Genomic DNA, 13,162 nt, shown 5'->3' on the forward strand with positions numbered 1-13,162 from the left:
GGAGACGGCGGCCACGGTGGCTCAGGTGGCTCAGGTGGCTCAGGTGGCTCAGGTGGCTCAGGTGGCTCAGGTGGCTCAGGTGGCTCAGGTGGCTCGGGCGGCTCAGGCGGCTCAGGCGGATACGGCGGCGGTTCCGGAAACGGTGGTCACGGCGGTTCCAGCGGCTCCGGCAGTTCCACTGGCGTGGGCTCCAGCAGTGGTAGCCAAACCACGGGTGGCCTCCTTGATCCGATCGTCAACCTGGTCGTCAGCGTCGGCGCAATCAGCGTACCTATCGTGCCGATCACGTTGGGCAACAATAGCGGCAGCGGCAATGGAAACGGCGTAGCCAACGGCACAACTGGTGGTTCACACGGCGTCGCAGGCGGGTCGAGCGGGCATAGCACCGGTGGCCTGCTGGCACCTGTGACCGCGTTGCTCGGCGGACTGTCGGTGGTCCCGGTAAGCGGCGGCTCGCAAGGCAACAGCAGTGGCCCCCTCGCACCAGTCACCACCCTGCTCGGCGGACTGACCGGCGGCTTGGGAGGCGGCACCTCGCAAGGCAGCAGCAGCCCCCTCGCACCGGTCACCACCCTGCTCGGCGGACTAACCGGCGGCCTGGGAGGCGGCACCTCGCAAGGCAGCAGCAGCCCCCTCGCACCGGTCACCGCCCTGCTCGGCGGACTAACCGGCGGATTGGGCGGCGGCACCTCGCACGGATCGTCGACGAACTCCGCGTCCAATCCGGTTGCACCACTGACTAACCTGGTCGGCACACTGACCGGCGTACTCGGCGGCGCAAGCGGCGGCTCGTCTCCGCTCGCACCGTTGACGAACCTGCTCGGCGGCCTCACGGGTGGACTCGGTGGTGGCAGCAGCGCGCAGACGCCGTCCATACCCAAGCATTAGCCCGCAACGCGAGGTGCTCTCCGGGGCACCTCCAGTGCAACCTCGTGGGTGCAACAGAAAGACCAGCCGGACCTGACTGGCATCACAGCATCACGACGTCAGGCCCGGCACACCCCGACATGTCTAGTCGTACGAAACGCCACACGCCACACGCCACACGCCACACGCCACACGCCACACGCCACACGCCACATCCACATCCACATCCACATCCACATCCACATCCACATCCACATCCACATCCACATCCACATCCGCTGACGGCTCACGGCTCACGACAGCAGACTACCCCCATGAAATCGGCTCGGCCTACCTAGCACGATTACGCAAGCGCCACGACACACGACCGACGCGCGCCAAGGCGTCCCCCTGGAATCGTTACAATGCCCGCATGAATCCCCCTTCAACTGAATCGAATGCGAGACATGCTGACCTCCTACTACTGGAGTGACGACGCCATCCGCAGTCGAAGCGTAAGCGACATCGTGCTATCCGGCACGGTCGACGTCCCTATGCCACCCACCCGCCTGCTGGCGGATTGGGAAAGAGAGATAGCGTCGCATCTGGTCCTGGAACCGGGAGACGTCGAGCCCATGCCTTTGCCGCGCGCGCGAGCGCGCTGGCCCGACTACACACGCTGCGTGCAGGCCGTGTCCGACTGGACCTGCATGCTTGGACTGCCCGAGGTGCTTGCCGCCAGTGACGTAGCCCTCATGGCCTGCCGCGGCGCAAGGTATCACCATGACGGCGCACAATATGGCGACGCGGCGTTTTGCAATCTCTTCATGAGCGAGGACAGGGGTCTTGATTTGCACTTCCCCGCTTTAGGCCGGCGTATTCCCCTGACCCGGGGAACGGTGGTGATCTTCGACACAGGCCAGCCTCATGGCGTGATTCAGCGCACCAGCAATGGCTTCAATGCGGCCGACTTCGCACCGGACCAGGATTGCATCCAGATATTCCTGACCTGGGAGCTTCCCATCGAAAATGCCCATGTCGGGCACGCGCTCAAGGTGGCCTTCGACATTGCCCCTTCCACGTCGTCGCAACTGGATACAGAGCAAGTCCAGTTGAACGGTGAACAGGTCGTTGTGTGCCCGGATTCGGGTCGTTGGCGCCGGGCTGACTAATCGCCAGCATTACGTCGCGGTGTTGCCCCGACAGGCACGAGGGTTACCGGCTGGCACCGCTTCGCGCCTGTATGATGGCGGGCTTGCGCAGGACCGAAAGCCCGCGGGCAGTCCGCGCAGATCGCGCGCCGCCCGTTGCCGCTGCACAGCGCGAACGCATCCATTCACGATGACCCAAAGGAAGACCGCCATGACGGCCACAACGCAATTCGATCAGGTTTCCGTTATCAAACGCGCCAACGTCTACTTCGACGGCAAGTGTGTCTCGCATACCGTTCTCTTCGCCGACGGCACGCGCAAGACGCTCGGCGTGATCCTGCCCGGCACACTCAACTTCGGCACCGACGCGCCGGAACTCATGGAAGTGCAGGCCGGCCAATGCCGCATCCGCCTGGAAGGCAGCGACGAGTGGAAAACGTATGGCGCGGGCGAGTCGTTCTCGGTGCCGGGCAAGAGCCGCTTCGATATCGACGTCGTCGAAACGCTCGATTACATCTGCAGCTATCTGTAAAGACGGACGGGCGCCGGGTCATTCCCCGGCGGCCCTTGTAGTCGGCGATCAGAGCGACGTGGACCGAATATCCAACTCTTCGAATCGCTTCCATCGGTAGACAGCCGCGGAAAGCAGCCAACTGACAAGAAACACGCCGATGATCACGTATCCGATCATGCCGAAGTTGTCGTTGAGGCTGCCGATGAAATCCCAGAAGCCCCCCTTCAAGTGAAGTTTGTCGGCCAGCAATCCGAGTCCCTCGATGCTGCCGACCAGCAACGCCACGACCACGGAGATCGTCGTAATGGTGATGTTGTAATAGAGCTTGCGGATCGGCTTGACGAACGCCCAGCCGTAAGCACCCAGCATCAGGATGCTGTCTGTCGTGTCGACGAGTGTCATACCGGCCGTAAACAACACGGGAAATACCAGAATCGACCAGATCGGCAATCCCTGCGCAGCGCTCGCGGCTGAGATGCCCAGCAGCCCTACTTCGGTTGCGGTATCAAAGCCCAGGCCAAACAGAAAGCCCAGAAAGTACATGTGCCAGCTTTTTGTGATCAGGCGGAACATCGGCCGGAAAATGCGTGCGAGAAACCCGCGATCCGCGAGCAGCATATCGAAGTCTTCATCGACGTAAGGCTCGCCCGCACGAACGCGGCGAAACGCGCGAATCACGGAGCGAAGAATCATCAGATTCATTAACGCTATCGCAAACAGGAACAACGTCGACACGAGCGTGCCGACCACGCTTCCAACCTCCTTGAAGCTGTCCATCCTGCTTTGCAACGCCATCGCAGTCGCGGCGATACCGACCGAGGCAAGTACGACGATAGTGGAATGTCCCAGCGAGAACATGAGCCCGACAGTTATTGGCCGCTTGCCGGCCTGCATCATCTTGCGCGTCACGTTATCGATTGCGGCGATATGGTCGGCGTCCACTGCGTGCCGCAACCCGAACGAGTAGGCCAGCAGGCTTGTGCCCATCAACAGCGGATAGGAATGGAAGGCAACGAAAGCCCATGCCCACGCCCCCACGTTGAACACGAGCAGCAGTGCATAGAGCCCCGTAATCTTTTTACGCAGATGGCTGTGCTCGCCGCTCAGCGCTTTCATCAGATTGTTCATTCTTTATCTCCCCTATGCGAGGAGCAGCAGTCGGAAGGTGGCGAGGCCACCGCCATGGTGGGTCGATTGAGCGAGCTAATAATACCTTTTTCAAAAAAAGTCATACCGACGACGTTCGGTTACGATTGACTCGCGACAGGACACTGAGCCAGGAGGGCATGTGCAAAGAATCACGATCACCATTGACGATGACCTGCTTGCCGTAGTTGATTCACTGGTCGAGCAGCGCGGCTATACGAGCCGCTCCGAGGCGTTCCGGGACATCGTGCGGGAGAGTCAGGCGCGTGCGCACGAAGGACAGCCGGACGGTCAGTGCGTGGCGACCCTGACCTATGTGTACGATCACGCAACCCGCGACCTGGCTCGCCGGATCACGCAAGCTCACCACGATCGCCACGATCTGGCGGTGGCGAGCATGAGGGTCCACCTGGATCACCGGAGCTTGCTGGAATCCTCAGTACTGCGAGGTCATGCAAAGGACGTCGCGGCTTTTGCAAACAGCCTGACCAGCCAGCGAGGAGTCCGATATGCGCACCTGCACACGATTCCCGTCACGATCGAGCACGCGCACCATCACCATGGAGACGACACCGCTCAGCACGAACATCTGCACGTCTGATTGAATCTGAACTCAGTGCGACGAAACGTATGTCGCATCGTCGAACGCTGGCGGAATGGCAAAGCTCTCGCGCATACGCTTCGTCTCCGCTGCGGGCGTCAAGCCAAAAAGCCGCTTGAACTCTCTGCTGAACTGGGACGCACTCGTGTAACCCACCGCGTGACTCGCGGCCTCCGCCGTCAAATCCTCGCGGACCATCAAGAGGCGAGCCTGATGCAAACGTGTCGACTTCACGTACTGCATCGGCGAAACGTGTGTGATTGCCTTGAAGTGGCTATGGAAGCTCGGAACACTCATTCCCGCCGCCTCTGCCAGCTGCGTTACGTCCAGCGGATGCGCGTAGCCGGCATGAATGAGGCGTAGCGATCTGCCTATCCGGCCGAACTGCCCTCTCATCGCCAACGCCTCGCGCATCGAACTTCCCTGCTTTCCGGTGAGCACCCGGAAATAGAGTTCGCGCAGCAGGCCCGGGCCCAATACCGCGGCTTCGAGCGGCCGATGCATCGCCTCAAGGAAGCGCAACACGGACGCCTGCATCGCGCCATCCATCGGCGTCGACATCATGCTCTGAGGCGCCCGCATGTGTTCCGTTGCGCCTTCACGATCGATCTGTTCGGCCAGTTCAGCGGCCAATGTGAAATCGAGGTGAAGGTACAGCGCGAGCAGCGGACGCTGCTGAGTGGCCTCGGTTTCCATGCTGAACGGAACAGGCACGGACACAGCCAGGTAGTGATGCTCGTCGTACAGATAGAGCTGGTCGCCGAAATACCCTCGCTTGCGGCCCTGGCAGACGATCACGATGCCGGGATCGTAGAGAACCGGCGTTCGCGACAGGGGCCGGTTTGAACGCAGGATGCGAACGCCCGGCAGCGCGGTGAGGTTATAGCCCTCCTCCGGCGCCAACGCGCGGAGCAACGCAATCATGCGTTGCCGGGTTCCCGGGGAAAGATCCGGATTGTGCGTAGAAGTCCGCTTCGCGTTCATAGTTTTAGGCAAGAAAAATAGCGGAATAGCGCTTAGCCAGCCTCGTCCTTCAGACTAGTATGCATTCTCCAGACACCATTCGGGAGAAGCTTCAGTGGCATCCAGCAAAATTCTGCTTATTACCGGCGTAAGCAGCGGCTTCGGCCGTGCACTCGCCGAAGAGGCGTTAGCGGCGGGACACACAGTCGTCGGTACGGTGAGAAGTGCGCAGGCACAGCATGATTTCGAGTCGCGCTCTGCGAAGGCCGCTTTTGGACGTGTACTCGACGTGACCGACTTCGATGCCATCGACGGCATCGTGGCGGACATTGAGGCGAGCGTCGGACCGGTAGACGTTCTGGTCAACAATGCCGGCTACGGTCACGAAGGCGTCATGGAAGAATCGCCTTTATCCGAGATGCGCAGACAGTTCGACGTGAATGTGTTTGGCGCTATCGCCATGATGAAAGCCGTGCTGCCCTTCATGCGTGAGCGCAGACGTGGCCACATTCTGAATATCACCTCGATGGGCGGCCATATCACCATGCCGGGCATCACCTACTACTGCGGAAGCAAATTCGCGCTGGAGGGCATCTCCGAAGCGCTGGGCAAAGAGGTCAAGCCGTTCGGCATCGCCGTGACAGCCGTCGCGCCAGGTTCGTTTCGCACCGACTGGGCAGGTCGCTCGATGACGCGAACGCCCCGTTCGATCGCGGATTACGACGCGATCTTCGAGCCCATCCGCCAAGCGCGTGAGGAGAAGAACGGCAAGCAATTGGGCGATCCCCGGAAGGCGGCACGCGCAATGCTCGCCGCAATCGCCGCGGACCACCCGCCCACGCATCTTTTGCTCGGCAGCGACGCACTCGGGCTCGTGAGGGACAAGTTGTCCGCGTTGGGAAATGAGATCCGTGACTGGGAGTCTGTTACGGTCTCGACCGACGGCTGAAGACCGCTAACGTAAGGAAAGCATGAGCGCCTGCCTCCGCAGGACGAAGCGCCGCGCTCAACGCTCGAGCAGATCCTGCGGCTCGATGCCGGCCTCGCTGCAGTAGCGTTGATAGTCGGCTAAACGATCGGCTGTTGTGATGCGGTGTTTGATCTCGCCATTGTGACCCAGATACTCGACGGTGCCCATCACCACCACCATCACGACCAGTGGTTCGTCACCCACCGCCTCCCACCAGTCGACGTTACCGGTAGACTCGTGCACGTAGTCGCCGGGTTCGACGATTTCGCCCGTACAGAGGCGACGCTGCCCTTCGAGGTTGAAAGCGTGCACTTCGCCGGTATGACGGTGCAGGCCGAGCTTGACACCCGGCGCCAGACGCATCAGTTCCACCCAGCCGCGGCCCTCTTTCAGAAAGCGCAGCGGCCGCGACCACTTACCCGGACCCTCGGGGATCCACAGTCCGTCTGCGGACAAAGGGCTGGCACGGGTGACGTATGGCGTTCATTGATCATGCGATGGCTCCGAATAGAGGGGGATGTCGTTGTTCGGTTAGCTACGCACCAAGGTGCGTAGAAAAGTCTATCACCCGTAACAGGCAAGCATCTCCGCGAATTTCCGTAGCCGAATTTCCGTAGCCTGGAGATTGAGCAAGAACGGCTAGGCGCGATGTGTCGACCATGAGCGACCATAACGCCAGTCGCACAATCCAGATATCCAGACCATGCAAGCTCACGTTGACGCCACTCATGCTTACACGAAGCGCTTCAATGCCGTACTCGCGTACATCGAAACAAACCTCGATGGCGATCTGTCGGTCGAGGCGCTAAGTCGCATTGCGAACTTCTCGAAGTTCCATTTTCATCGGCAGTTTGCCGCCTATGTGGGGGTGCCGGTCGCACGCTATGTGCAACTGATGCGCTTGCGTCGGGCGGCCCACCGCCTGGCTTCGCGTGAGTTCTGCCCGGTACTCGACGCCGCGTTCGACGCGGGCTTCGACAGTCCTGAAGCCTTCAGCCGCGCATTCAGACGCGCTTTCGGCACCACGCCAAGTTCGTTCCGGCAGCATCCGAACTGGCAGATCTGGAGTGCGACGTTTGTCGTCCCCTATCTTTCGAGGAAACTCACCATGCAAGTACACATTGTCGATTTTTCTGAAACCCGCGTCGCCGCGCTTGAGCACTGCGGACCGACCGGGCTCGTCAACGAGAGCGTGCGCACGTTCGTCGACTGGCGCAAGCAAAGCGGGCAGTCTCCGGTTGCGTCGAGCAGAACTTTTGGCATCCCGCGCAATAACCCGGATACGACACCGGCGGATGCATTTCGCTTCGATATCTGCGGAGAAATCGACGAGCCGGTCGCGCCGAACGTCTACGGTATCCGCGAACTCGTCATTCCGGGCGGCCGATGCGCGGTGGTTCGGCATACCGGATCGACCGACCACGTCGGCGAGACAATCTATCCGATCTTTCGCGACTGGCTTCCTGCAAGCGGAGAGGAACTTCGCGACCATCCCTTGTTCTTTCACTACCTGAGCGTCTTTCCGGAAACACCGCAGGACCAGTGGCAAACCGATATCTACATTCCCCTAGTGTGATCGGACGATCAGACCGCAGCGATCATACGGTCGCTGGACCGTTGCTCCGAACCTGGCGACAATGCGGCATCCACTGTGATGGGCTGGCTACGGAGTTCGATTCATGGATCGTCCGACTAAAGCAGTAATCGGAGTCGCATTGGCGGTCTGCGTAATATGCATTGTCACAGGCTTTTACTACTTCAGGTGGCAGGGTGTCGACACGTCGGTTGTCGACGACCCTGGCTACCCTTCTGCGGGTGGCACGCGCTGACGTTTCCGAGAAAAATCTTCATGTTGACGCTAGCCAATCCCAAGCTTCGCCGGGTATCCGACTCAGTCTGGCGCGTGGCGCTTCGCCTTGGATTCCGGGTCGCTCGCGCCTGGTGGCGCCTTCGGCGGCCTCGCCATGAGGGTGCGCTAGTAGCAATCTACGTCGGGCGGGCGCTGTTGCTCGTGAAGTCGTCGTACCGGGCCGAGTGGAATTTTCCCGGCGGGAGTATCCGGCCCGGCGAGACGCCTGATGCAGCGGCGCAGCGCGAGATGGAAGAGGAAATTGGCCTGTCGTCGTACACATTACGCGCCGCAGGCAGCGTCTATGGCACCTGGGAAGGGCGAAGAGACCGGGTGCATTTCTTTGAATTGCATCTCGATTGCTTACCCGAACTACAGCTTGATAATCGTGAGGTGATCGCCACGCATCTGGCATCGCCGGAGGAATTGCCCAGCATCGCGCTGACAGGGGCGGTTGTTGCGTATCTCCGCAAAGATTTCTGCTGTTAGTGGGTACTTTCCTGACGGCACATCTCGACGGGTCCTGATGCCTTGCCTATCCTCTATGAGACGACGCCGTTCCTGAATGTTCGTGTGTTGTCCCGGTCAGGAGGTGTACCCATGAAGACCATCGTCGTGACGCCACACCTGTCAATGTTTGCGAGGCAGTTCTGCTATGCCGCATTGTTGCTTGGCTGCCTGACAAGATTCGTCTCGGCTCAAGAGCCGGCGAGTACGCAAAGTACGCCCACGGCGGCTGCCCCGGTCTACAAGGTCGGAGACACGTGGACATTTTTATGGGGCAAAACGGACACCAAGCCGGGAGTCGCAGGCGTGCAGACAGTGGTGGCGGTGACTGAAAATCAAACGACACTCAGTGTCTCGACAAGCCGGGGGCCGCTTGAAGTAGATTTCAACAGTCAAGGCGATTTAATCCGAAAGGGCAGCACGACGTGGGAACCCAGTTTGGGATGGCTTAATTTTCCGATGACGGTCGGAAAGAGTTGGGACTCTCGTCATGTCAGCCGGTACGCATCGGGCGCTATTGTCGCCAGCGAGCACATCGAGGTGGTGGCGTTCGAGCGTGTGCAGGTCGCCGCTGGCTCCTTCGATGCCTACAAAATCGTTATCCGCGGCGTGAGCACACCAAGACTCAGTGGCGGGGCCGCGACGTCATTCACTGCAACCTGGTGGTATGCACCCAGTGTAAAAAGAGTCATTAAAGAGAATAACGAATCATACGTCTATCACCATATAAACATCGAGACTGGCGAATTGGCTGCATTTTCACTTGCGCCTTGATAAACCTGAACGCTCACGAACACCGGGACGAATAGCCTCCGCTCGACGACAGCCATCGCCGAAACCGCCCACTCTCCTTTCAACGACGCTAGTCCACCCTCCTCAGCCCGTATTCAATCGTCTGTCAGGAAGTTCGGATGCCTCGTGCGGATCTGATCGACCTGGTTCAGCGTACCCGAGAGATGCTTGCGCAGCGCCGCCTGCGCGGCCTCGGCATCGCCCTTTTCGATCGCATCGACGATCTCAGTGTGATCGCGCACCACCGCCATCGTCTTGCCCTCCACTGGCAAATGCAGGCGACGCAGCCGGTCGATATGGCCGCTCAGTCTGCGCACCAGATCCCAAAGTTGCGGCACGCCCGCCGCCTCGTACATCTGGCGATGAAAGGCCTGGTCGAGCAGCGAAAACTGCTCGTAGTTCTTCAGGTCGCGCACGGCCATCTGCCCGGCAATCGTGGCGCGCAACTGGCCGATCAGCGCGGCATCGCGCTGTTCCGCGAGCGTGCGCACCACTTCCAGTTCGATCGAGCGGCGCAGGAAGTGCGCCTGCAGCGCGGAAGTCACGTTGATCTGACTGACGACCGTGGCGTGCTGCGGAAAAATGTCGACGAGGCCTTCCTCGCCGAGCTTCATCAGCGCGTCGCGCACGGGCGTCTGGCTCAGACCGTACTGGGTTGCCAGATCGGCGCGCGAGAGCACCGTGCCGGGCGCCAGTTCGAGAGACAGGATCATTTCGCGCAGACGCTCGAATACTTGCGGCGCGGCATGGCGAGACCGGTCGAGCCGGGTCGCCCCCGACGAAGCAGCATTGATTTTCATAGCAGGACTAGAAGCGTGGGCGCAGACGGAGACCGCAGTTTCCATCCGCTGAAATATTAATACTATAGCCGACGCCCGCACGCTTCCCGCGATCGTGCACCTGTTTTCGGGCCCAAAGACGTTGGTGTTTTCCCCACTGACACACTAATACATTAGTGCTTTACCATGCGTCCATCGATTTCAATCCCCTCCTTTACCGGACTGCCGCCATGACTCGCGACATCACCGTCACCCAGGTGCGAATTACGCCGATCGCCTTCCGCGACGGCCCTCTTCTTAACGCTGCCGGCATCCATGAGCCGTGGGCACTGCGCGCCATCGTCGAACTGGAGACGAGCGACGGCCGCGTAGGCATCTCGGAGACGTATGGCGACGAACCGATGCTGCGCGTGCTCGAGCAGGCCAAGGCGCTGGTGATCGGCCTGTCGCCGTTCGATCTCAACCGGATGGAAGAACGCGTGCGTGCTGCGATCAAGCCGGCGCCCGGCGCGATCGAATTCGAACTCGCGCCCGGCTCGCACTCGGCCAAGAACGCGCCGAAAGTCATCAGCACGCTCGAAGTCGCGATGCTCGACTTGCAGGGGCAAATCGTCGGCGCGCCGATCGTCGATCTGCTAGGCGGCAAGGTTCGCGACGCCGTACCGTACAGCGCCTACCTCTTCTTCAAGTACGCGGAGCACATCGACCAACCCTATGCGCCCGACGCCTGGGGCGAGGGCCTGAGCGCGGAGCAGATCGTCGCGCAGGCGCGTCGCATGATCGACCTGTACGGTTTCCAGAGCATCAAGCTGAAGGGCGGCGTGTTCGAGCCGGCGCACGAGATCGCGTGCATGCGTGCGCTGCATCAGGCTTTCCCCGGCATGCCGCTGCGCCTCGATCCGAACGCCAACTGGACGCTCGAAACGAGCATCGCTGCCGCCCCCGAACTCGACGAACTGCTCGAGTACTACGAAGACCCGTGTCCGGGGCTCGCAGGCATGGCCAAACTGGCGAAGCACACCCGCCTGCCTCTCGCGACCAACATGGTGATCACCACCATGGAAGATTTCCGCCGTGGCGCCGAGATGGGTTCGGTCAAGGTATTGCTGTCGGATCACCACTACTGGGGTGGTCTGCGCGCGACCCAGACACTCGCGCGCATGTGCAAGCTGTGGGACCTGGGTATGTCGATGCACTCCAACTCGCACCTCGGTATCAGCCTGATGGCGATGACGCACGTCGCGGCAAGCATCCCCAACCTGACCTACGCGTGCGACACCCATTACCCGTGGCAGGAAGAAGAAGTCATCAAGGGCGGCCGCGTGACCTTCGACAACGGCGCGGTACGCGTGCCCACCACGCCGGGCCTCGGCGTCGAACTCGACCGCGGCCGCCTCGCCGAACTGCATGCGCAGTATCTGTCGTGCGGCGTACGCAATCGCGACGACCTGAAGCAGATGCAGAAGTACGACCCGGGTTTCAACGGCAAGAACCCGCGCTTCTGACCTGGCCAGACGTCCCGCGCGCGAAGCGCATCATCACCTAGCAACCCTATTGCACGGAACCCGAGTCGATGCCAAAGCACCGGCTCCGGTCGACAAAGGAGACAAGCCAATGAGCAGATCCATCCCGGATGCGGCCCGACCGGACCGAGCGGATGCGCTGGCAAGCGCCGTGCACAAGATCAAGTGGCATGTGCTGCCGCTCTTCGTCGTGATGTTCATCATCAACTACATCGACCGGGTGAACATCGGCTTCGTCCGTCAGCATCTGAGCGCCGATCTGGGCATCGGCGCCGCGGCCTACGGACTCGGCGCGGGACTCTTCTTCATCAGCTACGCGGTCTTCGAAGTGCCGTCGAATATCCTGCTGCAGCGCTTCGGCGCGAAGGCGTGGCTCACGCGCATCATGTTCACGTGGGGTCTGGCCGCGGTCGGCATGGCGTTCGTTCGGGGCGAGATGTCGTTCTATGCGATGCGGCTGCTGCTCGGCGTCGCCGAGGCCGGCTTCTTTCCGGGCGTCATCTTCTATTTCACCCAATGGCTGCCGCGCGACGAGCGAGGCAAGGCGATGGCGATCTTTCTCAGCGGCTCGGCGCTCGCCTCGATACTTTCCGGGCCGATCTCCGGCGCGCTGATGCTGATCAGCGGCTGGGGCCTGCACGGCTGGCAGTGGATGTTCATGATCGAAGGCACGGCCTCGGTGGTATTGGCGGGCTTCATCTGGCTCTGGCTCGACTCGAAGCCGCGCGACGCCCGATGGCTGAGCCGCGCCGAGCAGGACGCGGTCGTCGCCGAGATCGAGGATGAGCAGCGTGAGCGCGATGCGGCGCACGTGGTCAAGCCGTCCGTCTGGACGCTGCTGCGCGACCCGCAGATCCTGATCTTCTGCGTGATCTATTTCTCGGTTTCGCTGACGATCTACGGCGCGACGTTCTGGCTGCCCAGCATCATCCGCAAGATGGGCCATTTCAACGATTTCCAGGTCGGGCTCTTCAATTCGATCCCGTGGCTGATCTCGATCGTGGCGATGTACTTCTTCGCGATGCTGGCTGCCCGCTTCAAGTTTCAGCAGGCATGGGTTGCGTGCGTGCTGCTGATCGCCGCGCTCGGCATGTATGCGGCCGGCAAGGGCAGTCCGATGTTCTCGTTCGTCGCGATCTGCTTTGCGGCGATCGGTTTTAAAGCCGCGTCGGCGTTGTTCTGGCCCATTCCGCAGGGCTACCTGGATGCGCGGATTTCCGCGGCGGTACTGGCGTTGATCAATTCGATCGGCAATCTCGGCGGTTTCGTGGCGCCGGCGGCCTTCGGCTTGCTTGAGCAGAAAACCGGCTCGATCGAAGGCGGACTCACCGGGCTGGCCGTGATGTCGGTGGTGGCAGCCGGTGTCGTCTTCTTTTCCCGGATGAAGCCTCGCGAGGGGCGCTCCGCCCTCGCGCTGTAGGCGACGCGCGGAGCCGTTTTCCCGGCGTTTCCGCGTCGCCCGTCAGCGATCAATCGATTTGAAACGGTATCGCTACAACCGATCACATACTTTGCGGAGAC

Annotated in this window: 13 protein-coding genes and 1 pseudogene; 10 read left to right on the plus strand and 4 right to left on the minus strand. The window is 61.1% G+C overall.

Features of this window, described 5'->3' with window-relative positions; all coding sequences use genetic code 11:
- The 3 genes and pseudogenes from PQQ95_RS33990 to ppnP form a co-directional block, all read left to right on the plus strand.
- Positions 1-888 (plus strand): annotated as a pseudogene (locus PQQ95_RS33990) (hypothetical protein); the annotation flags it as partial.
- A gap of 425 nt (positions 889-1,313) precedes the next feature.
- Positions 1,314-2,018, plus strand: a complete 705-nt coding sequence (locus PQQ95_RS33995) for a hypothetical protein (RefSeq protein WP_408446079.1) — start codon at positions 1,314-1,316, stop codon at positions 2,016-2,018.
- A gap of 190 nt (positions 2,019-2,208) precedes the next feature.
- Positions 2,209-2,529, plus strand: a complete 321-nt coding sequence (ppnP, locus tag PQQ95_RS34000; protein ID WP_408446082.1) for a pyrimidine/purine nucleoside phosphorylase — start codon at positions 2,209-2,211, stop codon at positions 2,527-2,529.
- A gap of 48 nt (positions 2,530-2,577) precedes the next feature.
- On the opposite strand, the gene PQQ95_RS34005 is transcribed toward ppnP, so the two are convergent.
- Positions 2,578-3,639 carry a HoxN/HupN/NixA family nickel/cobalt transporter gene (locus PQQ95_RS34005; protein ID WP_408446084.1) on the minus strand — a complete coding sequence of 354 codons (1,062 nt, stop codon included), beginning with the start codon at positions 3,637-3,639 and terminating at the stop codon, positions 2,578-2,580.
- Between the two features lie 160 nt (positions 3,640-3,799).
- On the opposite strand from PQQ95_RS34005, the gene nikR reads away from it, so the two are divergent.
- Entirely contained in the window at positions 3,800-4,258 is a 459-nt protein-coding gene (gene nikR / locus PQQ95_RS34010; protein WP_408446087.1) for a nickel-responsive transcriptional regulator NikR, read from the plus strand.
- 12 nt (positions 4,259-4,270) lie between these two features.
- Here nikR and PQQ95_RS34015 read toward each other — a convergent pair whose 3' ends face one another.
- The gene (locus tag PQQ95_RS34015; RefSeq protein WP_408446088.1) at positions 4,271-5,242 is read right to left on the minus strand and encodes an AraC family transcriptional regulator; all 972 of its coding nucleotides are present in this window, start codon (positions 5,240-5,242) and stop codon (positions 4,271-4,273) included.
- Positions 5,243-5,336: 94 nt separating this feature from the next.
- On the opposite strand from PQQ95_RS34015, the gene PQQ95_RS34020 reads away from it, so the two are divergent.
- Positions 5,337-6,170 (plus strand): oxidoreductase, encoded by an 834-nt coding sequence (locus PQQ95_RS34020; protein WP_408446090.1) that lies wholly within the window; start codon positions 5,337-5,339, stop codon positions 6,168-6,170.
- Between the two features lie 57 nt (positions 6,171-6,227).
- On the opposite strand, the gene PQQ95_RS34025 is transcribed toward PQQ95_RS34020, so the two are convergent.
- On the minus strand, positions 6,228-6,647 hold the full coding sequence (locus PQQ95_RS34025) for a cupin domain-containing protein (protein ID WP_408446092.1): 420 nt from the start codon (positions 6,645-6,647) through the stop codon (positions 6,228-6,230).
- Between the two features lie 247 nt (positions 6,648-6,894).
- Between PQQ95_RS34025 and PQQ95_RS34030 the strand changes: the two genes are divergently transcribed.
- The 3 genes from PQQ95_RS34030 (at position 6,895) to PQQ95_RS34040 (ending at position 9,321) form a co-directional block, all read left to right on the plus strand.
- Entirely contained in the window at positions 6,895-7,767 is an 873-nt protein-coding gene (locus PQQ95_RS34030) for an AraC family transcriptional regulator (RefSeq protein WP_408446094.1), read from the plus strand.
- A gap of 273 nt (positions 7,768-8,040) precedes the next feature.
- Complete coding sequence (locus PQQ95_RS34035; protein ID WP_408446096.1) at positions 8,041-8,529, plus strand: NUDIX domain-containing protein; 489 nt, start codon at positions 8,041-8,043, stop codon at positions 8,527-8,529.
- 111 nt (positions 8,530-8,640) lie between these two features.
- Complete coding sequence (locus PQQ95_RS34040; RefSeq protein WP_408446099.1) at positions 8,641-9,321, plus strand: hypothetical protein; 681 nt, start codon at positions 8,641-8,643, stop codon at positions 9,319-9,321.
- Positions 9,322-9,434: 113 nt separating this feature from the next.
- Here the strand turns inward: PQQ95_RS34040 and PQQ95_RS34045 are convergent, their stop codons facing one another.
- Positions 9,435-10,139 (minus strand): GntR family transcriptional regulator, encoded by a 705-nt coding sequence (locus PQQ95_RS34045; protein WP_408446101.1) that lies wholly within the window; start codon positions 10,137-10,139, stop codon positions 9,435-9,437.
- Between the two features lie 209 nt (positions 10,140-10,348).
- Here PQQ95_RS34045 and PQQ95_RS34050 point away from each other — a divergent pair, with 209 nt between their 5' ends.
- Both PQQ95_RS34050 and PQQ95_RS34055 read left to right on the plus strand, forming a co-directional pair.
- Positions 10,349-11,623 carry a glucarate dehydratase family protein gene (locus PQQ95_RS34050; RefSeq protein WP_408446103.1) on the plus strand — a complete coding sequence of 425 codons (1,275 nt, stop codon included), beginning with the start codon at positions 10,349-10,351 and terminating at the stop codon, positions 11,621-11,623.
- A 109-nt stretch (positions 11,624-11,732) separates the two neighbouring features.
- Positions 11,733-13,061, plus strand: coding sequence for an MFS transporter (locus tag PQQ95_RS34055; RefSeq protein ID WP_408446104.1), 1,329 nt, complete (start codon positions 11,733-11,735; stop codon positions 13,059-13,061).
- The last annotated feature ends 101 nt before the right edge of the window (positions 13,062-13,162 follow it).

The sequence above is a fragment of the Paraburkholderia caffeinilytica genome, assembly GCF_046030355.1.
In the GTDB taxonomy this organism is placed as follows: Bacteria; Pseudomonadota; Gammaproteobacteria; order Burkholderiales; family Burkholderiaceae; genus Paraburkholderia; species Paraburkholderia caffeinilytica_B.